This window comes from Rhodococcus artemisiae (genome assembly GCF_036327795.1).
In the GTDB taxonomy this organism is placed as follows: Bacteria; Actinomycetota; Actinomycetes; order Mycobacteriales; family Mycobacteriaceae; genus Rhodococcus; species Rhodococcus artemisiae.
In genome coordinates this window covers 530441-548420 of the sequence record NZ_JAUTXY010000001.1, presented here as the reverse complement: position 1 = coordinate 548420, position 17980 = coordinate 530441, and the positions used below count along the sequence as shown (strand labels likewise).

General features: G+C 67.3%; 18 protein-coding genes. 12 read left to right on the top strand and 6 right to left on the bottom strand.

What is annotated here, in order from left to right; all coding sequences use genetic code 11:
• The first annotated feature begins 35 nt into the window (after positions 1-35).
• The 8 genes from infB to truB all read left to right on the top strand — a co-directional run bounded on the left by infB (position 36) and on the right by truB (position 8758).
• Positions 36-2930, top strand: coding sequence for a translation initiation factor IF-2 (infB, locus tag Q7514_RS02700; protein ID WP_330131701.1), 2895 nt, complete (start codon positions 36-38; stop codon positions 2928-2930).
• A gap of 89 nt (positions 2931-3019) precedes the next feature.
• Positions 3020-3310, top strand: a complete 291-nt coding sequence (locus Q7514_RS02695; RefSeq protein ID WP_330132000.1) for a DUF503 domain-containing protein — start codon at positions 3020-3022, stop codon at positions 3308-3310.
• 61 nt (positions 3311-3371) lie between these two features.
• On the top strand, positions 3372-3821 hold the full coding sequence (gene rbfA / locus Q7514_RS02690) for a 30S ribosome-binding factor RbfA (protein WP_330131700.1): 450 nt from the start codon (positions 3372-3374) through the stop codon (positions 3819-3821).
• Entirely contained in the window at positions 3805-4821 is a 1017-nt protein-coding gene (locus Q7514_RS02685) for a DHH family phosphoesterase (RefSeq protein WP_408016018.1), read from the top strand. Before rbfA ends, Q7514_RS02685 begins: the two co-directional genes overlap by 17 nt.
• Positions 4821-6188 carry an MATE family efflux transporter gene (locus Q7514_RS02680; protein ID WP_330131998.1) on the top strand — a complete coding sequence of 456 codons (1368 nt, stop codon included), beginning with the start codon at positions 4821-4823 and terminating at the stop codon, positions 6186-6188. Before Q7514_RS02685 ends, Q7514_RS02680 begins: the two co-directional genes overlap by 1 nt.
• Positions 6189-6194: 6 nt before the next feature.
• The gene (locus tag Q7514_RS02675; RefSeq protein ID WP_330131699.1) at positions 6195-7133 is read left to right on the top strand and encodes a metallophosphoesterase family protein; all 939 of its coding nucleotides are present in this window, start codon (positions 6195-6197) and stop codon (positions 7131-7133) included.
• A 41-nt stretch (positions 7134-7174) separates the two neighbouring features.
• Complete coding sequence (gene npt / locus Q7514_RS02670; RefSeq protein ID WP_330131997.1) at positions 7175-7837, top strand: 4'-phosphopantetheinyl transferase Npt; 663 nt, start codon at positions 7175-7177, stop codon at positions 7835-7837.
• 3 nt (positions 7838-7840) lie between these two features.
• Positions 7841-8758: a tRNA pseudouridine(55) synthase TruB gene (gene truB / locus Q7514_RS02665; RefSeq protein ID WP_330131698.1), complete on the top strand. Its 918-nt coding sequence runs from the start codon at positions 7841-7843 to the stop codon at positions 8756-8758.
• Between the two features lie 130 nt (positions 8759-8888).
• Here the strand turns inward: truB and Q7514_RS02660 are convergent, their stop codons facing one another.
• Together Q7514_RS02660 and Q7514_RS02655 are read right to left on the bottom strand one after the other, a co-directional pair.
• Positions 8889-9536, bottom strand: a complete 648-nt coding sequence (locus tag Q7514_RS02660) for a response regulator transcription factor (RefSeq protein ID WP_330131697.1) — start codon at positions 9534-9536, stop codon at positions 8889-8891.
• A gap of 5 nt (positions 9537-9541) precedes the next feature.
• Positions 9542-10717, bottom strand: coding sequence for a sensor histidine kinase (locus tag Q7514_RS02655; RefSeq protein WP_330131696.1), 1176 nt, complete (start codon positions 10715-10717; stop codon positions 9542-9544).
• A gap of 107 nt (positions 10718-10824) precedes the next feature.
• On the opposite strand from Q7514_RS02655, the gene Q7514_RS02650 reads away from it, so the two are divergent.
• Positions 10825-11757, top strand: coding sequence for an ABC transporter ATP-binding protein (locus Q7514_RS02650; RefSeq protein WP_330131695.1), 933 nt, complete (start codon positions 10825-10827; stop codon positions 11755-11757).
• A complete protein-coding gene (locus Q7514_RS02645; RefSeq protein WP_330131694.1) occupies positions 11754-12497 on the top strand; it encodes a hypothetical protein in 744 nt (247 codons plus the stop codon). Before Q7514_RS02650 ends, Q7514_RS02645 begins: the two co-directional genes overlap by 4 nt.
• Positions 12498-12506: 9 nt before the next feature.
• Here Q7514_RS02645 and Q7514_RS02640 read toward each other — a convergent pair whose 3' ends face one another.
• The 3 genes from Q7514_RS02640 to Q7514_RS02630 are packed head-to-tail and all read right to left on the bottom strand — an operon-like array spanning position 12507 to position 14866.
• Entirely contained in the window at positions 12507-13202 is a 696-nt protein-coding gene (locus Q7514_RS02640; RefSeq protein ID WP_330131693.1) for a metal-dependent transcriptional regulator, read from the bottom strand.
• A gap of 9 nt (positions 13203-13211) precedes the next feature.
• Positions 13212-14087 (bottom strand): metal ABC transporter permease, encoded by an 876-nt coding sequence (locus Q7514_RS02635; RefSeq protein WP_330131996.1) that lies wholly within the window; start codon positions 14085-14087, stop codon positions 13212-13214.
• Positions 14087-14866 carry a metal ABC transporter ATP-binding protein gene (locus Q7514_RS02630; protein WP_330131692.1) on the bottom strand — a complete coding sequence of 260 codons (780 nt, stop codon included), beginning with the start codon at positions 14864-14866 and terminating at the stop codon, positions 14087-14089. Before Q7514_RS02630 ends, Q7514_RS02635 begins: the two co-directional genes overlap by 1 nt.
• An 83-nt stretch (positions 14867-14949) precedes the next feature.
• Here Q7514_RS02630 and Q7514_RS02625 point away from each other — a divergent pair, with 83 nt between their 5' ends.
• Entirely contained in the window at positions 14950-15840 is an 891-nt protein-coding gene (locus Q7514_RS02625; protein ID WP_330131691.1) for an RNA-guided endonuclease InsQ/TnpB family protein, read from the top strand.
• On the opposite strand, the gene Q7514_RS02620 is transcribed toward Q7514_RS02625, so the two are convergent.
• Complete coding sequence (locus Q7514_RS02620; protein ID WP_330131995.1) at positions 15841-16728, bottom strand: metal ABC transporter substrate-binding protein; 888 nt, start codon at positions 16726-16728, stop codon at positions 15841-15843. It abuts the gene before it with no gap.
• Between the two features lie 111 nt (positions 16729-16839).
• Between Q7514_RS02620 and Q7514_RS02615 the strand changes: the two genes are divergently transcribed.
• The gene (locus tag Q7514_RS02615) at positions 16840-17805 is read left to right on the top strand and encodes a bifunctional riboflavin kinase/FAD synthetase (protein WP_199233097.1); all 966 of its coding nucleotides are present in this window, start codon (positions 16840-16842) and stop codon (positions 17803-17805) included.
• Positions 17806-17980: the final 175 nt, after the last annotated feature.

Below are 17980 nucleotides of genomic sequence, written 5' to 3'. Positions count from 1 at the left end.
GCATTGGCCGCTCGACCTCATCAGTGAGGAGAGCAGTGGCAGGCAAGGCCCGCGTGCACGAGTTGGCAAAAGAACTCGGTGTCACAAGTAAGGAACTACTCGCAAAGCTCAAGGAGCAAGGCGAGTTCGTCAAGTCAGCGTCGTCGACGGTGGAGCCCCCGGTAGCCCGTCGTCTTCGCGAGTCCTTCGGTAAGGCGCAGAGCACGGACGCGCCGGCTGCGAAGGCCGCACCCACGCCCGGCCCGCGTCCCGGCGCGCCCCGTCCGGGTCCGCGCCCGGCAGCACCGGCACCTGCGGCCCCGGCTCCCGCCGCGCCTGCAGCTCCGGCGCAGGAAGCGCCGGCGGCGCCGGCCCCTTCGGCACGGCCGAAGCCCGGTGCTCCCAAGCCCGCAGCTCCGGCTCCCTCGGTGCCTGAAGCTCCGGCGGCTCCCGCAGCTCCCGCCGCCGACACGGCTGCCCCGGCGGATGCTCCGGCTCCCGCTGCCAAGCCGGCACCGAAGGCTCCTACGCCTGGTCCCAAGCCGGCCCCGCGTCCGGGCCCGAAGTCCCCGCGCGTCGGGAACAACCCGTACTCGTCCGCGCCTGCCGAGCGGCCTGCTCCGCGCCCGGCGGGTCCCCGCCCGGGACCCGGCGGACCTCGTCCGTCTCCCGGACAGGGCGGCCCCCGCCCGACGCCGGGTCAGGGACGTCCGGCCGCCGGCGGTCAGCGTCCGGCTCCGGGTCAGGGCGGTCCTCGTCCGGCTCCCGGCCAGGGCGGACCTCGTCCGTCCCCCGGATCCATGCCTCCTCGCCCGAACCCCGGTGCGATGCCGCAGCGTGCTGCGCGTCCGGCTGCGTCCGGTCGTCCCGGTCGCCCGGGCGGCGCACCCGGCGGTCGTCCCGGTGGTGGTGGCGGCTACCGCGGTGGCGGAGCCGGTGGTGGCGCCGGCGGCGCCGGTGCAGGCGCTGGAGCAGGTGCTCCCGGCGGCTTCCGGGGTCGTCCCGGCGGAGGCGGTGGGCGTGGACGCGGTGGTGCAGCCGGTGCGTTCGGTCGTCCCGGTGGAGCGCCGCGTCGTGGCCGCAAGTCGAAGCGGCAGAAGCGGCAGGAATACGATTCGATGCAGGCGCCGGCCGTCGGTGGCGTGCGGCTGCCGCGGGGCAGCGGTGAGACTATCCGTCTCGCACGTGGCGCGTCGTTGTCCGACTTCGCGGAGAAGATCGACGCGAACCCGGCAGCACTCGTACAGGCCCTGTTCAACCTCGGTGAGATGGTCACGGCCACACAGTCGGTCAACGACGAGACGCTCGAGCTGCTCGGCTCCGAGATGAACTACGTCGTTCAGGTCGTCTCGCCCGAGGACGAAGACCGCGAGCTGCTCGAGTCGTTCGACATTCAGTACGGCGAGGACGAAGGCGGCGAGGAAGACCTCCAGCAGCGTCCTCCGGTGGTCACGGTCATGGGTCACGTCGACCACGGCAAGACCCGACTGCTCGACACCATCCGTAAGGCCAACGTCCGCGAGGCGGAGGCCGGTGGCATCACGCAGCACATCGGTGCCTACCAGGTCATGACGCACCTCAACGGTGAAGATCGCCTGATCACCTTCATCGACACACCTGGTCACGAGGCGTTCACCGCCATGCGCGCCCGCGGTGCGAAGTCGACCGACCTCGCGATCCTCGTGGTCGCCGCGGACGACGGTGTGATGCCGCAGACGGTCGAGGCGATCAACCATGCCCAGGCGGCCGACGTGCCGATCGTGGTCGCGGTGAACAAGATCGACAAGGAGGGTGCGAACCCTCAGAAGATCCGTCAGCAGCTCACCGAGTACGGCCTGGTCACCGAGGAATACGGCGGCGACACCATGTTCGTCGACATCTCGGCGAAGCAGGGTCTGCACATCGACGAACTGCTCGAGGCCGTGCTGCTCACCGCAGATGCGTCCCTCGACCTGCGGGCCAACCCCGACATGGAGGCGCAGGGCGTCGCCATCGAGGCGCATCTCGACCGCGGTCGCGGTCCGGTCGCCACGGTCCTGATCCAGCGCGGCACCCTGCGTGTCGGCGACTCCATCGTCGCCGGCGACGCGTACGGCCGCGTGCGACGTATGGTCGACGAGTTCGGCGAGGACGTGCACGAGGCGCTTCCGTCGCGGCCCGTCCAGGTCATCGGCTTCACCTCGGTGCCCGGCGCCGGCGACAACCTTGTCGTCGTCGAGGAAGACCGCATCGCCCGGCAGATCGCCGACCGGCGCAATGCGCGCAAGCGCAACGCTCTGGCCGCGAAGAGCCGCAAGCGGATCAGCCTCGAGGATCTCGATGCAGCCCTCAAGGAGCACAACGAGCTCAACCTCATCCTCAAGGGCGACAACTCGGGTACCGTCGAGGCCCTCGAAGAGGCGCTCATGGGTATCGAGATCGACGACGAGGTGCGTCTGCGGGTCATCGACCGCGGTGTCGGTGGCGTCACCGAGACCAACGTCAACCTCGCCGCGGCGTCGAACGCCGTGATCATCGGCTTCAACGTTCGCGCAGAAGGCAAGGCGACGGAGCTGGCGAACCGCGAGGGCGTCGACATCCGCTACTACTCGATCATCTACCAGGCGATCGACGAGGTGGAGAAGGCTCTCAAGGGCATGCTCAAGCCGATCTACGAGGAGGTCGAGCTCGGTCGCGCCGAGATCCGCGCGATCTTCAAGTCGTCGAAGGTCGGCAACATCGCCGGTTGCCTCGTGCAGTCGGGCATCGTCAAGCGCAACGCCAAGGCACGTCTGCTCCGCGACAACAATGTGGTTGCGGAGACCGTCACGATCTCGTCGCTGCGGCGTGAGAAGGACGACGTCGTCGAGGTGCGCGAGGGCTACGAATGTGGTCTGACGGTCACCTACTCCGACATCAAGGTCGGCGATGTGATCGAGGCCTACGAGTTGCGCGAGAAGCCGCGCGACTGACACATCTCGACCGGTGGCGGTGGACGACCATGTCGTCTGCCGCCACGGGCGTGTCGAGAGAATCCGGATCCGACGGGGGAAGGCCGACGATGTATCTGGGAGCACTCGAGCTGGACATTCTCCTGGGCGACGTCCATTCGCTCAAGGGGAAGCGATCGTTGATCAGGCCGGTGCTCGCCGAGCTACGTCGCCTCGGTGTCTCGGCTTCGGAGACCGGCGACCAGGATCTGCACCGACGGGCGAAACTGGGCGTGGCGGTGGCCGCGCCCGACCTCGCGCACGTTCGCGACATACTCGACACGTGCGAGAGGCTCGCTGCGGGCCGTCCCGAACTGGAGTTGCTCTCCACCAGACGAAGAGTGTTCGGCCCGGAAGACTGACGGACCGACACAACACAGACAGTGGTTGCCGGAGACCGGCGGCCGAGGAGGAACGAACGACATGGCCGATCCAGCACGCGCGCGTCGCCTCGCGAAGCGCATCTCCACTATCGTGGCCACCGCGATCGACCATGAGATCAAGGACCCACGGCTCGAGTTCATCACCATCACCGACGCGAAGGTCACCGCCGACCTGCACGACGCGACGGTCTACTACACCGTGCGCGGCGCCGACCTGAAGACCGAGCCCGACCTCGTGGCGGCAGCTGCGGGCCTCGAGAAGGCCAAGGGCATCCTGCGTTCGAAGGTCGGAGCGGCGACCGGTGTCCGATTCACCCCGACGCTCACGTTCGTGACCGACACTGTCCCGGACACCGCCCGTCACATGGAAGAACTCCTCGAACGCGCACGTGCGGCGGACGACGAGGTGGCACGGGCGCGGGAGGGTGCGGTACCGGCCGGCGACTCCGACCCGTACAAGGAACCTCGCGAACGTGGCGACGACGAATAGCGACACCATGTCCGACTACGAAGTGTCGACCGTCCACGACAGTGCAGTCGATCTCGACGGCGCTGTCGCGCTGCTCTCCACTGCACAGACGGTGACCGTGCTGTGCCACGTCCAGCCCGACGCCGACACCCTGGGCAGCGGGCTGGCACTCGGTCTGGCGCTGGAACGACGAGGGATTCCCGTGCAGGTGGCTTTCGCAGCTCCCGACGAGGTGCCTCTGTCGATGCGGGGCCTGCCGGGTACACATCTGGTCACCGCCGCGGATGCGGTCCGGGACGAGGTGGATCTACTCGTCGCCGTGGACTGCGGCACCGCCGGTCGTCTCGGCGAGTTGCGTACCCGCTTGGGTGGCGCCCGGACCTCGCTGGTCATCGACCACCATCGATCCAATACCCGGTTCGGGACCCACAATCTCATCGATGCAGATGCCGAGGCCACCGCGGCGGTACTCGCGGACATCTTCGACGCGTGGGGTGTCGAGATCGATGCGGACATCGCTCACTGCCTGTTCGCGGGGCTCGCCACCGATACCGGATCCTTCCGGTGGGTGCGCGCGGGCACGCACACACTCGCGGAGCGGCTTCTCGCGACGGGTATCGACGGTGCGAACATCACCCGCACGCTTCTCGACACGCACCCGTTCGGGTGGTTACCGATGCTCTCGTCGGTGCTGGCATCCGCGACGCTCGTGCCGGAGGCAGCGAGCAACAGTGGACTGGTGTACGCGTTGGTGCGTCGCACGGATTCCGCTCACCTCGGAGCCGAAGAGATCGAAAGCGTCATCGACATCGTGCGCACCACGGTGGAAGCCGAGGTAGCGGCAGTGTTCAAGGAAGTCGGTCCGCAGGAATGGACCGTCTCGCTGCGTTCCAAACGTGACGTGGACGTCTCCCTCGTGGCGACCACCCTCGGAGGTGGCGGACACCGCTTCGCGTCCGGATACACCGCACACGGCGACTCCGAGGAGATCGTCGCTGCCCTGTGCGCCGCGCTCGGGTGATGGAGTCGGCGGGACCCGCGTCGACCCCACTCGACCTCTCCGGTCGGCGAATCCTCGGACTCGCGCTGCCGGCGCTCGGAGTGCTGGCCGCCGAGCCCCTCTACCTGCTGTTCGACATCGCTGTCGTGGGACGGCTCGGCGCGCTTCCGCTCGCCGGACTGGCCATCGGCGGTCTCGTCCTCGCCCAGGTCACGACCCAGCTGACCTTTCTGTCCTACGGGACGACCGCCCGGGCCTCGCGGTTCCACGGTGCCGACCGGCACGACGACGCCGTCACGGAAGGCATCCAGGCCACCTGGCTCGCGGTGTGTGTCGGTGCCGTGATCGTCGTGATCGGCCAGTTGCTTGCGGCACCCGTCGCGGGTCTGATCGCCGGCGACGAGGAGATCGCGACCGCCGCCGTGTCCTGGCTGCGTGTCGCACTGTTCGGTGCGCCGCTGATCCTCATCAGCCTGGCGGGCAACGGGTGGATGCGTGGCGTGCAGGACACGGCACGACCACTGCGGTACGTGGTGCTGGGATTGGGACTCTCGGCGGTGTTGTGCCCGATCCTGGTACACGGTCTGCTCGGCGCTCCACGCTGGGAACTCGTCGGTTCAGCGGTCGCCAACGTCGTGGGGCAGTTCGTCGCGGCGACGCTGTTCGTCGTGGCGTTGTTGCGGACGGGAGTGTCGCGCCGGCCGCGCCGCTCCGTGATCGTCGCCCAGTTGCAACTCGGCCGCGACCTCATCGCCCGGAGCCTGGCGTTCCAGGCGTGCTTCCTGTCTGCAGCCGCGGTCGCAGCGCGGTTCGGTGCCGCTGCCGTCGCCGGGCACCAGGTGGTTCTGCAACTGTGGAACTTCGTCACGCTCGCCCTCGACTCGCTCGCCATCGCAGCACAGGCTCTCGTCGGTGCGGCGCTCGGGGCCAAGGACACCCGTGGTGCGAGCCGGATCGCCTGGCGGGTGACGGCGTGGTCGGTCCTGTTCGCGATGGTCCTCGCAGTGTTCTTTCTGGTGGGGCGGACACTGATCCCCGGCCTGTTCACGGCCGACGACGCAGTGCTCGACCAGATCGATGTGGCGTGGTGGTTCTTCATCGCGATCATGCCGCTGGCCGGGGTGGTGTTCGCGCTCGACGGAGTACTGCTCGGCGCGGGAGACGCCGCGTTCCTGCGCAACGCCACGCTCACGGCCGCGCTGGTGGGGTTCTTGCCGCTGATCTGGTGTTCGCTCGCCTTCGACTGGGGGCTGGCGGGAATTTGGACCGGGCTTACGGTGTTCATCGTGTTTCGGATGATTGCCGTCGTGTGGCGCACCCGGACGGGGCGTTGGGCAGTGACGGGCGCGGACCGACAGGTCCACGCGGACGACGGAACGGGAGGATAGAAACCGGTGGCAGCGAAACTGTGGGCGGTCAGTGACATCCATGTGGCGCACCGGGGTAACCGGCCTGTCACCGAGGACCTGTTCCCCGAATCTCCGGACGACTGGCTCATCGTGGCCGGCGACGTCTCGGAGAAGACCGACGACATCCGCTGGGCGTTGAAGCTGCTCAGTGAACGCTTCGCGAAGGTGATCTGGGTTCCCGGCAACCACGAACTGTGGACGACCGCGAAGGATCCCGTGCAGATGCACGGGGTGGCTCGCTACGACTATCTCGTGACCATGTGCCGCGAACTCGGTGTCGTCACACCGGAAGATCCGTACCCGGTCTGGGAGGGCGACGGCGGCCCCGTCACGCTGGTGCCGATGTTCCTGCTGTACGACTACTCGTTCCTGCCGGACGGCACCACGACGAAAGCGGACGGGCTCGCATTGGCGCGCTCGCGCAATGTGGTCGCGACCGACGAATTCCTGCTGAAGCCCGACCCCTACATCACCCGCGACACGTGGTGCCGGGCACGCCTCGAGCAGACCCGTGCGCGCCTCGACGCGCTCGACCCGATGCTGCCGACGGTGCTGATCAATCACTTCCCGCTCGTGCGCGAACCCACTCGGATGCTGTTCTATCCCGAGTTCGCACTCTGGTGCGGCACCACCGAGACCGCCGACTGGCACGTGCGTTACCGGGCTCTGTGTAGCGTGTACGGGCATCTCCACATCCCGCGGACCACCTACTACGACGGGGTGCGCTTCGAAGAGGTATCGGTGGGTTATCCGCGCGAATGGCAGCGACGGGGCCTCCCCGACAACGTGCTGCGCCAGATCCTGCCCGTCCCGGATTACCCGCCGGGCACGCTCAACAAGTGGGGCGGTCACTTCACGGTGACCCCCGAGATGGAAGCCGAAGCCGAGAAGTTTCGGGCGCAACGAGAGAAGGAACTGCGGTGACGGAGCCGACGACCGAATCCCAGGTCGGTGCACGAGACGGTCTGATCGCGCGGATCGTTCCGGACGGCGTCGCTGCCGCGGAACTGTTCTCCGACCCACCGGGCCTGGTGGCCCACCCGCAGGAGGAACCCCTCATCGCCAGAGCGGTCGAGAAGCGTCGCCGCGAGTTCATCGGCGCGCGATACTGCGCGCGTCAGGCGATGAGCCGGCTCGGCGTCGAACCGGCCCCGATCCTCAAGGGCGACAAGGGCGCACCGGTCTGGCCACGGGGAGTGGTCGGTAGCCTCACGCATTGCGACGGCTACCGCGGCGCCGTCCTCGGCTACTCGCTGCAGGTCCGTTCGCTCGGGATCGACGCCGAGCCGCACGACCGCCTCCCGGATGGTGTCCTCGACGCCGTCAGTCTCGACGTCGAACGCACATGGCTCGCCTCGACCGCCGACACCGACCTGCATTGGGATCGGATGCTGTTCTGCGCCAAGGAAGCCACCTACAAGGCGTGGTTCCCGCTCACCGGCCGGTGGCTCGGTTTCGAAGACGCCCACATCACTTTCGAACGCGACGAATCGGGCGCGACCTCCGGCACATTCCGGTCGAAGCTGCTGGTCCCTGGCGACACCTCGGACGGACCGCCGCTGACCGGTTTCGAGGGTCGTTGGCTGGTGGACGACGGCCTGGTGCTCACCGCGATCACGGTGCGTTGACCCATGACCGAATCCGCCTCCGAGAACCCCGCGCTCACCCGCGCCGGACTGCTCGTCGTCGACAAGCCGGCGGGCATGACCAGCCACGATGTCGTCGCTCGGTGTCGCAAACTGATGGGCACCCGCAAGGTCGGCCATGCCGGCACCCTCGACCCGATGGCAACCGGGGTTCTGGTCCTCGGCGTCGAACGCGCCACCAAGCTGCTGGGGCTGCTGGCGCTGACCACCAAGTCGTACACCGCCACGATCCGCCTCGGTCAGAGCACTGTCACCGATGACGCGGAAGGCGAGGTTCTCGAGACCGTGGACGCCTCGACGGTGACCGACGACAGGATCGCCACGGAGATCACCGCGCTCACCGGCGACATCGAACAGGTCCCGGCCAGCGTCAGCGCGATCAAGATCGACGGTAAGCGCGCATACGCGCGGATGCGCGAAGGTGAAGCCGTGGAGATCCCCCCGCGCCCTGTCACCGTGTCGCGCTTCGAAACCCTCGCTCGCCGTGACCTCGCGGAGGGCGGGCTCGTGGATCTCGATGTCGAGGTCGACTGCTCGTCCGGGACGTACATCCGGGCTCTGGCCCGGGACCTCGGTGCCGCACTGGATGTCGGCGGGCACCTCACTGCCCTGCGGCGCACGACAGTGGGCCCGTTCGGTCTCGAACACGCGCGCACCCTCGAGCAGCTGGCGGACGATCCGACGCCGAGCCTCGACCTCGACGCCGCTGTCCTCACGGCGTTCGCGACGCGCTCGGTCACTGCCGACGAGGCCGTGGTGCTCTCGCACGGCCGCTGGCTCGATCCGATCGGAATGCCGGATGTGTACGCGGCGATCGACCCTCAGGGCCGCGCGGTGGCGCTGCTGCAGGAGAAGGGGAAGCGGGCGTCATCGGTGTTCGTGGTTCGCCCGTCGAACATCTGAGGACGTTCCGTCGGCGGGCACGCCTGCCGTCCGGGTGAGGAGCCGTGTCTCATGAGACTGATCGTGTTCGGCGCCGCCGGGCGGCGGCTCGTGAACATGCGCGGGGCTCCGAACCTCGATCCCGGCACGCTCACGTCGTGACGAAACCCGACTCGTAGGCCACGATCACCGCTTGGGTCCGGTCGCGCACACCGAGCTTGGCCAAAATCGCACTGACATGCGATTTGACCGTCTCGGCTCCGACGAACATATGCGTGGCGATCTCGGCGTTCGACATGCCTCGGGTCATCAACCGCAGCACGGTCGACTCACGTTCGGTGAGCGTCGCACGATCGAGTTGTTCGCGCGCGGGCGCGTTGCCGTGGCCCGACGCGAGCGTCCGGACATAAGCGGGATAGAGGAGCGAATCGCCTTCGGCTACGGTGCGCACAGCATTGGCGATCTCGCCGGGGCGTGCACGCTTGAGTAGGAACCCGTTCGCGCCCGCACGCAAGGCCCGGTAGACGTACTCGTCGTTTTCGAAGGTGGTCACGATCAGGATCTTCGGTGGTGACGGTACGGTTCGCAGGATCGCGCGCGTCGCGTCGATCCCGTCCATCAGCGGCATCCGCACATCCATCGCGATCACCGCCGGCTGCAGTCGCCGCAGAAGTGGAACGACGGCGGCACCGTCCCCGGCCTCGCCCACGACCTCGATATCCGGCTGAGCTTCGAGGATCGCGCGCAGTCCCGCGCGGGCAAGTGGTTCATCGTCGACGAGCAGCACGGTGATCGGCATGCGTATCACCGCGTTCCATCGAACGGGAGTGTGACGTGGACCAGCCAGACGCCGTCGGCCGGTCCGGTGACCGCGCGGCCACCGAGTAGTTCCGCGCGTTCACGGATACCGCGCAACCCGCTCCCACGATCGGTGGGGGACACGCCGACAGGCAGTGCGCTCGTCACCTCCAGTTCGAGCCGCTCGGCATCCACCTGTGCGCGGACGAGGACGGGGCCGGGACCTGCATGACGCAACGCGTTGGTCAGCGACTCCTGCACGATCCGGTAGCCCTCCCGGGACAGCGGCCCCGGTACATGATCGAGAGCGCCGGTGACCGAGACATCGACCTCGGCGCCCGCGGATCGTGCGGATTCGACAAGCCGATGAGCGTCGGCGAGGGTGGGACGATCACCAGGCCCCGTGGAGTCGCGCAGCACGAGAAGGACCCGATCGAGGTCGTCGAGCGCGTCGCGTCCGGTTTCTTCGATGGCGCGCAGTGCTCGAGCGGTGAACTCGGGATCACCGGCGGCACGCGCCGCACCGGCCTGCAACACCGCGGCAGTGAGGGCATGACCGATCGAATCATGCAGCTCGCGAGCCAGACGGGTGTGTTCGAGGAGAAGGTCCGTGCGTTCCTCCAAGGCCCGCATCCGATCCGCGGCAGAGGGGCCGAGCAACCAACGTGCCAGAACGGTGACCAGGGACCCGAGCCCGATAAGCGTCGCGAGAATCACGACCACGGGAAGTGGGATCAGCAGCGCGTACCACCATTGCGATTGCTCGACCTTCAGGAGGGCGTCTCCGCTCGGCGCAGCTCCGACCGCTGCACCGACGAGGTCCGCGCACAGCATGATCATCGGTACACACACGGCGCACAGCACCGCGCTGAGTGCGAGCCTGACTTCGAGCCAGAGCACGGTGCGCCACCGGTCTGACCAACTCGCGGACGAGGCGGCGCCGATGGACGGCTCGGCAGTACGGGTTTCCTCACCGGGAGTGAGGAACAGGCGCGCCTGGATTCCTTCTGCGAGCCGCATCGCCGGCACCAACCCCACCGGCACGACGAACAGGGCGAGCATGTACGGCCGGTCGTCGTCGATGAAGATCCACACCGCAGCGAACGCCAACGGCAGGCACAGGTGTAGCCCGCGGCTGTAGGTGGCCGGCCGGGCCACCAGCCGGCCGATCTCTCGGATCATGCGTTCATGGTGCCAGTCGGGGCGCCGTCGGTGGCTCCCCGAAACGGGGGAGACGAATCCCACCCGTGGGGGGAGATCGCGCGACCGGATCGGATGACGCTGAGTGCATGACGACGATCGAAGTGCACGACCTCATCAAGGTATACGGATCGACCCGGGCGGTCGACGGCGTGACGTTCACTGTGCGTCCCGGGGTGGTGACCGGGTTCCTCGGTCCCAACGGTGCCGGGAAATCCACCACGATGCGCATGATCCTCGGTCTCGACCGACCGACGGCGGGGACCGCAGTGATCGGCGGTAGGGTCTTCGCGGAAGCCGAGCATCCCGTGACACTGGCCGGCGCGCTGATCGACGCGGACGCCGCGCATCCGGGACGGACCGCCCGGAACCACCTGCTGGCGCTCGCGGCGAGCAATCGCATCCCGGCCGACCGTGTCGGCGCGGTCCTGGACGAGGTCGGACTGTCCGCGGTCGAGGGTCGCCGCGTCTCGGCCTTCTCGCTCGGAATGCGCCAGCGTCTCGGGATCGCCGCCGCACTGCTCGGCGACCCACAGGTACTGATAATGGACGAGCCGTCGAACGGGCTGGACCCGGAGGGGATCATCTGGATCCGGGAAGCGTTGCCGAGACTCGCACGCGAAGGGCGCACCGTCCTGGTGTCGAGTCATCTGATGTCCGAAATCGCCTCGTACGCAGATCACCTCCTGGTCCTCGGCGAAGGCCGCATCCTCGCCGATTCCTCCACGGACGAATTCGTCCGCGCTCATGCCGAATCCCGCGTGCGCCTGCGCACCCCGCACGGAACCCGCCCCGACGAGGTGCTTGCGCGTTCCGGATTCACTGCCGTCGAGGACGACAGAGGTCGATGGATGGTCCGAGGTGGCCGGATCGACGAGATCGGAGCACGGCTCGCCGACGCAGGCATTCCCGTCCTCGAGCTTGCTGATCAACAGGCATCGCTCGAACAGGCCTACCTTGCTCTGACATCGTGCGCGACGACCCACACATCCGGCACGGCACACCGGGAGGGCAGGTCATGACGTATGCACCGGTGCTCCGTTCGGAGTGGATCAAGGCACGATCCCTGCCGTCACTCGGCGGGGCGCTCGCGCTCCTATTCCTCGTCACCGTCGGATTCTCCCTGGTCGGCAGTGCAACGATCGGCAGAGAGGAGGCCGGCGAACCCGAGTTCGACCCGCTGCTGATCTCCTTCTTCGGTGTCAACTTCGGCCAGGTCGTCGCGATCACCTTCGGCGCCCTCGCCGCGGCCGCACAGTTCAAGAACAACGGGCTGAGGATCTGGCTCGTCGCGGTGCCCAGACGCGGTGTGTTCTACCTCGCCGGCCTGACCGTCGTTGCGTGTCTCACCTTCGTCGTCGGTCTGGCAACATCCCTCGCGTGCTTCGTCGGTGGCCAGATACTGCTCGGTGAGCATCGGATGGCATCGACCGACGCGGCCGCCGGTCGTGCGATCCTCGGGTGCGCGGTCTATCTGACCCTGATGGCGCTGTTCGCGGCGGGGACAGCAACTCTGCTACGCAATGCTGCAGCCACACTGGGCATTCTCGTCCCGCTCGTGCTGCTGCTGTCGTTCGTGCTCGGAGATGTCGCCGGCAGGAGCGGTGTCGCCGACTATCTGCCCGATCGCGCAGGCCGTCAGGTGCTCGTCCTGGATCCGCTCGGCTCACCGGGGCCATGGGCGGGTCTGGTCGTGACAACGGTGTGGGCGGGTGCAGCCGTCCTGGCCGGATGGTGGGCGCTCCGCCGTCGCGACTGCTGACCGACGGAATCAGACGAGCCAGATGGCTTCGGCCGCAGGATTTCCGAGATCCACCGGGGTGCCGTCCGGGCTCCCGATCCGCACCGAGACCGTGCCGGCGAAGTCGCGGCGTTCGATCACCTGGATGTCGGTGTCGAGAGCTATTCCGACCTCGTCGAAATAGCGCAGCATCGCAGGGTCGGAGTCGGAGATCCGGGCTACACGTCCACCTTCTCCGTCGCCGAACTCGCTGAGCGCGCGGGCGGGGGGCGCGGGAATCGAGCCGCCCGCAGTGGGAATCGGATCACCGTGCGGGTCGCGTTCGGGATGGCCGAGTTTCGCGTCGATCGCCGCGATCATGCGCTCGGAGACCGCGTGCTCGAGAACTTCGGCTTCGTCGTGCACCTCGTCCCAGCCGTAGCCGAGTTCGCGGACGAGGAAGGTCTCGATGAGGCGGTGTCTGCGCACCATGGCCACGGCGGCGTCGCGGCCGTTGTCGGTGAGTGAGATGGACCCGTAGCGTGCGTGGTCGACCATCCCCTGGTCGGCGAGTCTGCGGACGGCTTCGGACACCGTCGACGCCGAGACCCCGAGACGCTCGGCGAGCAGCTTCGTCGAGACCTTCTCACCCGACCATTCCTGGATGGTCCAGATGATCTTCAGGTAGTCCTGGGCGACCGAGGACAACGTGTCGGTCACGGCGGAGGGCTCACGAGTGTCAGGCACGTGACCAGCTTAGGTAACCATCAGCGAAGAATCACCTTCTCGGGCCGGTCGCCGGCGCAGTGCAGTGGTCACCAGGCCCTGTCGCGGTGCGAAGAGATACGCGGCAGCGAACAGGGTGGCCTGGGCCAGCACCACCACGCCACCGGTCGCAGCATCGGTGTAATAGCTCGTGTACACGCCGGCCACCGAACCGAGCGCGCCGAGCACCGGCGCGATGACCAGCATTCGAGACATCCTGTCGGTCAGCAGGTACGCGGTGGCGCCCGGGATGATGAGCATCGCGACCACGAGGATCACGCCGACGGCCTGGACCGCACTCACGATCGTGATCGCCAGCAGTGCCAGTAGAAGCGCCGACAGCGTGGCAGGGGAGATGCCGAGTGTGTGCGCGTGGACGCGGTCGAACGCAAAAAGGGTCAGGTCCCGACGCTTGACCACGAGCACCACGAACACCGCGGTGGCGAGCCCCGCGATCTGCCAGACGTCGGATTGCGAGAGTCCCAGCAGGTTTCCGAACAGCACGTGGTGCAGGTCGATCTGGCTGGGATTCTTCGAGATGAGGACCACACCCAGGGCGAACAGTGTGGTGAAGACCGTCCCGATCGCAGCGTCTTCCTTGATCTTCGTGGTCCCGCGGACCAGCCAGATCAACGCCACGGCGAGACCTGCGAACAACAACGCGCCCAGGGTGAACGGCGCACCCACGAGGTAGGCGAGGACCACTCCGGGTAGGACCGCGTGCGAAACCGCATCGCCCATCAGCGACCAGCCGATCAACACGAGCCAGCAGCTCAGCAGGGCACATATCACGGTCGCGACGACCGCGACGACAAGAGCACGCTGCATGAAGCCGTACTGCAGTGGTTCGACGATCAGATCGAGCATCACGACACCTCCTGTGGTTCGGTGCTCGCACCGAACGCGCGCGCAAGGTTCTCCGGCCGCAGTACGTCGTCGGGCGTGCTGTGCAGGACGACCCGTTTCTGCAGCAGAACCGCCTCGTCGCACAGTTGCGGCACACCCGCGAGATCGTGGGTGGCAACCAGCAGCGTGTGTCCGTCGGCGGCGAGGCCACGGAAAACGTCGGTCAGCGCGGCCTGAGTGGTCGTGTCGACGCCGGCAAAGGGTTCGTCGAGGAGCAACAGTGGCGCACACTGCGCGATGGCCCGCGCGACGAACACACGTTTGCGTTGGCCCCCGGACAACTGCCCGACCTGACGGTGGGCGAACGCGGTCATGCCGACGCGGTCGAGTGCCTCCGCGACCGCGTCGTGGTCGACTCGACGTGCCCGGCGCGTCCATCCCTGGTGTCCGTAGCGCCCGGTCATCACGACGTCGCGAACACCGATCGGGAAGTCCCAGTCGACGCCCTCGGCCTGCGGGACGTACGCCACGGCGCCGGACTTCCGTGCCGCGCTGATTCCGACGCCGCCGATGGCGATGTCGCCTTCATCCGGTTTGACCAGCCCCATGATGCTCTTGAACAGGGTGGACTTCCCCGAGCCGTTGGTGCCGACGAGTCCGCACACTCTGCCGGGGGCCACTTCGAGGCTCACTCCGTCGAGTGCGACGACGGAGTCGTATCGGACCGTGACGTGATCCAGACTCAGTGCAGGGCCGGATGGTCGGGCGTGGTCGGGGCGTGCGGTGCCGGAGCGTGTCACCGGGACCTCGCCAGGATGCCCCGCCGTTCACGGCGGGCAGGAATGGTGTTCGACATGTCGGACCCTTCTGTTGTCATGAGGAGATGAGGACCTCGTACAAGGACACCGACGCCACGCTGTCCGAGTGGAAGAAAACCGAGGAGCTCGCGTTCCTCGGCGAGGTGTCCTCGGTGCCGCTTCAGCAGACGCTGCGCCACCAGCACACCGCGTTCCACTCGTTCTTCAAGGGCACCGCCAAGTACCCACGGTTCAAGAACCGGCATTCTCGCCAGTCCGCGCATTACACTCGCTCGGCGTTCCGCATCAAACCGGACGGGTTGTGGCCGGCGAAGACCACCGCGCCGATGAAGGTGGCGTGGTCCTGGCCCGGCATCGACCTTGCCAGGCTCGACCCGACGATGGTGGTTGTCTCCCGCGAGGCGGACGGGCGGTGGTTCGTGACGTTCGCCGTCGACACGTCCGATCCCGCTCCGTTGCCGGTTACTGGCGAGTCGGTCGGTGTGGATCTCGGGATCATGGACTTCGCGGTCCTGTCGACCGGGGAGAAGATCGGGAACCCGAGGCACATGGCCCGGCACGAACGCGGCCTGCGACGGCACCAGAGGCGCCTGGCGCGGATGCAGAAGGGCTCGAACAACCGAGCCAAGCAACGTTCGAGGGTGGCACGGAAGCACTCCCGTGTCCGCGATGCCCGCCGTGACTTCCTCCACAAGACCAGCACGGATCTCGTGGCGCGGTTCGGCACGATTGCCGTCGAAGACCTCGCCCCGCGCAACATGGTCCGCAACCGTCGGTTGGCGGATCGGGACGTCAATGCCGCGCAGAACATCCTTGTCGCCGCCGGGCTGGCGGAGACACGAAACGCCTGTGGAGGCGATGTCAGACGGCACGGGTTTTCCCGTCCGCATTCGCCGGTGAAACAGGAACTCTCGGATGTGAGTCCGAGAATCCCTGTCCTTCGGGGCGGGGAGTAGTCAAGGGTTCAGTCCTGACGTGATAGTTGCGACATCGTGGCGGAGAAGATCGAGATAGGTGGGCACCGGGCCGTCGGGTTCGGACAGGGAATCGACGTAGAGGGTGCCTCCGTACGCGGCGCCGGTGTCGGCGGCGACCTGCCGCTGCGCCTTGTCGGAGACGGTGGATTCGCAGAACACCGCCGGAATATCGTTGTCGCGCACAAAATCGACTGTGCGGGCGATCTGTTGTGGGGTGCCCTGCTGGTCGGAATTGACCGGCCACAGGTAGGCCTCGCGCATTCCGGCGTCGCGCACGAGATAACCGAAGGCACCCTCGCAGGTGACCAGTGCCCGTTGGTGCTCGGGAACGGCCGCCAGCGTCGTGATCAGTTCGTCGTGTACGGCCTGGAGTTCGGACCGGTATGCGTCGGCGTTGGCCGCGAAATCCGCGGCGTGCTCGGGAGCGAGGTCGCTGAGCGCGGCCTCGATGTTGTCGACGTAGATCTGCGCGGTCAGCGGTGACATCCACGCGTGGGGGTTGAGCTGTGTGGAGGAATCGTCGCCGATCGGCAGGGGCTCGACACCCTCGGTCAGTACGACGTGTGCGGCGTCGGTGTCGGCGAGGAACTGCTCGAACCAGCGTTCGAGGCCCAGCCCGTTGTCGAGGACGAGATCTGCCTCGGCCGCATGCCTCAGGTCGCCGGGTGTCGGCTCGTACCCGTGCACCTCGGCGCCGGGTTTCGTGATCGATTCCACCCGTACCTGGTCGCCTGCAACGGTGCGCGTCATATCGGCGAGCACGGTGAACGTGGTCAGCACGAGGGGCTCGTCGTCGGATTGTGCGGTGCCACATGCGGCGAGTGCGACGAGTGCGGTCGCTGCCAGGATTAATTTGGCTGGTCTCATCAAAAAGTTCGGCACACCGAAATTATGCAGAGCGCAGGTTGGGGTTGTCCACTAGGGTCGAGTGAGAGGGCAAGGATGCCGGTCTGGGGTCGGGGTCGTAGGCTTTCCGATGTGCAGAGATGGCGAGGTCTGGACGAGATACCTGCGGACTGGGGTCGGTGCGTGGTCACGATCGGCGTGTTCGACGGAGTGCATCGAGGTCACCAGCAGCTGATCACCCGTGCGGTGAAGTCGGCGAAGGAGCGGGGCATCGCCAGTGTGTTGATGACCTTCGACCCGCACCCGATGGAAGTGGTTCGTCCTGGGAGTCATCCGGCCCAGCTGACCACCTTGGCCCGGCGCGCCGAACTCGCCGAGGAACTCGGCGTCGACGTGTTCTGCGTGATGCCGTTCACTCCCGAGTTCATGAAGCTCTCGCCCGAGCGCTACGCCCGCGAAATCCTCGTCGAGCGGTTGCACGTCGCCGAGGTCGTCGTGGGGGAGAACTTCACTTTCGGCAAGAAGGCCGCGGGGACCGTGGAGATGCTCCGCACCATCGGTGAACGCTTCGGTTTCGCGGTCGACGGGCAGACCCTGCTTGCCGAACATGCGGTGACGTTCTCATCGACCTACATCCGGTCGTGCGTCGATGCCGGAGACATGGCCGCCGCTACCGATGCTCTCGGCCGCCCCCACCGTGTGGAAGGTGTCGTCGTGCACGGCGACGGACGCGGCCGCGGGCTGGGGTTCCCCACGGCGAACATCGCACCCCCGATGTACGCGGCCATTCCCGCGGATGGCGTCTACGCCGCATGGTTCACTGCCCTCGATTCGGGATCGCCCGTGGACGGGCTCGAGACGGGCCTGCGCTATCGTGCCGCGGTGTCGGTGGGGACGAACCCCACCTTCTCGGGCCGTAACCGCACGGTCGAGGCGTTCGTGCTCGATGAAGAGGCCGATCTCTACGGGCAGCACGTCGCGGTCGACTTCGTCGAGCGACTCCGAGGCATGGAGAAGTTCGATTCCGTCGAGGCGCTGGTTTCCGCGATGCATCGCGACGCGGACCGGGCCCGCGATCTCTTGGCGGGCGACGCGTAGTCCGTTCGGATGAAACAGGCACCTCCGGATGCTTGTGTCGAAGGCCTGGGCTTGCGTGGGCCGGCGAGGTCGAGAGGTCGTCCGTGAGGCGGCCGGCAATTCGAGCGGTGGAGGTCTGGTAACGTTATCCGTCGGTGTGTGCTGCGGTTCGCGGCGGCCGCACTGCCGGGCCCGG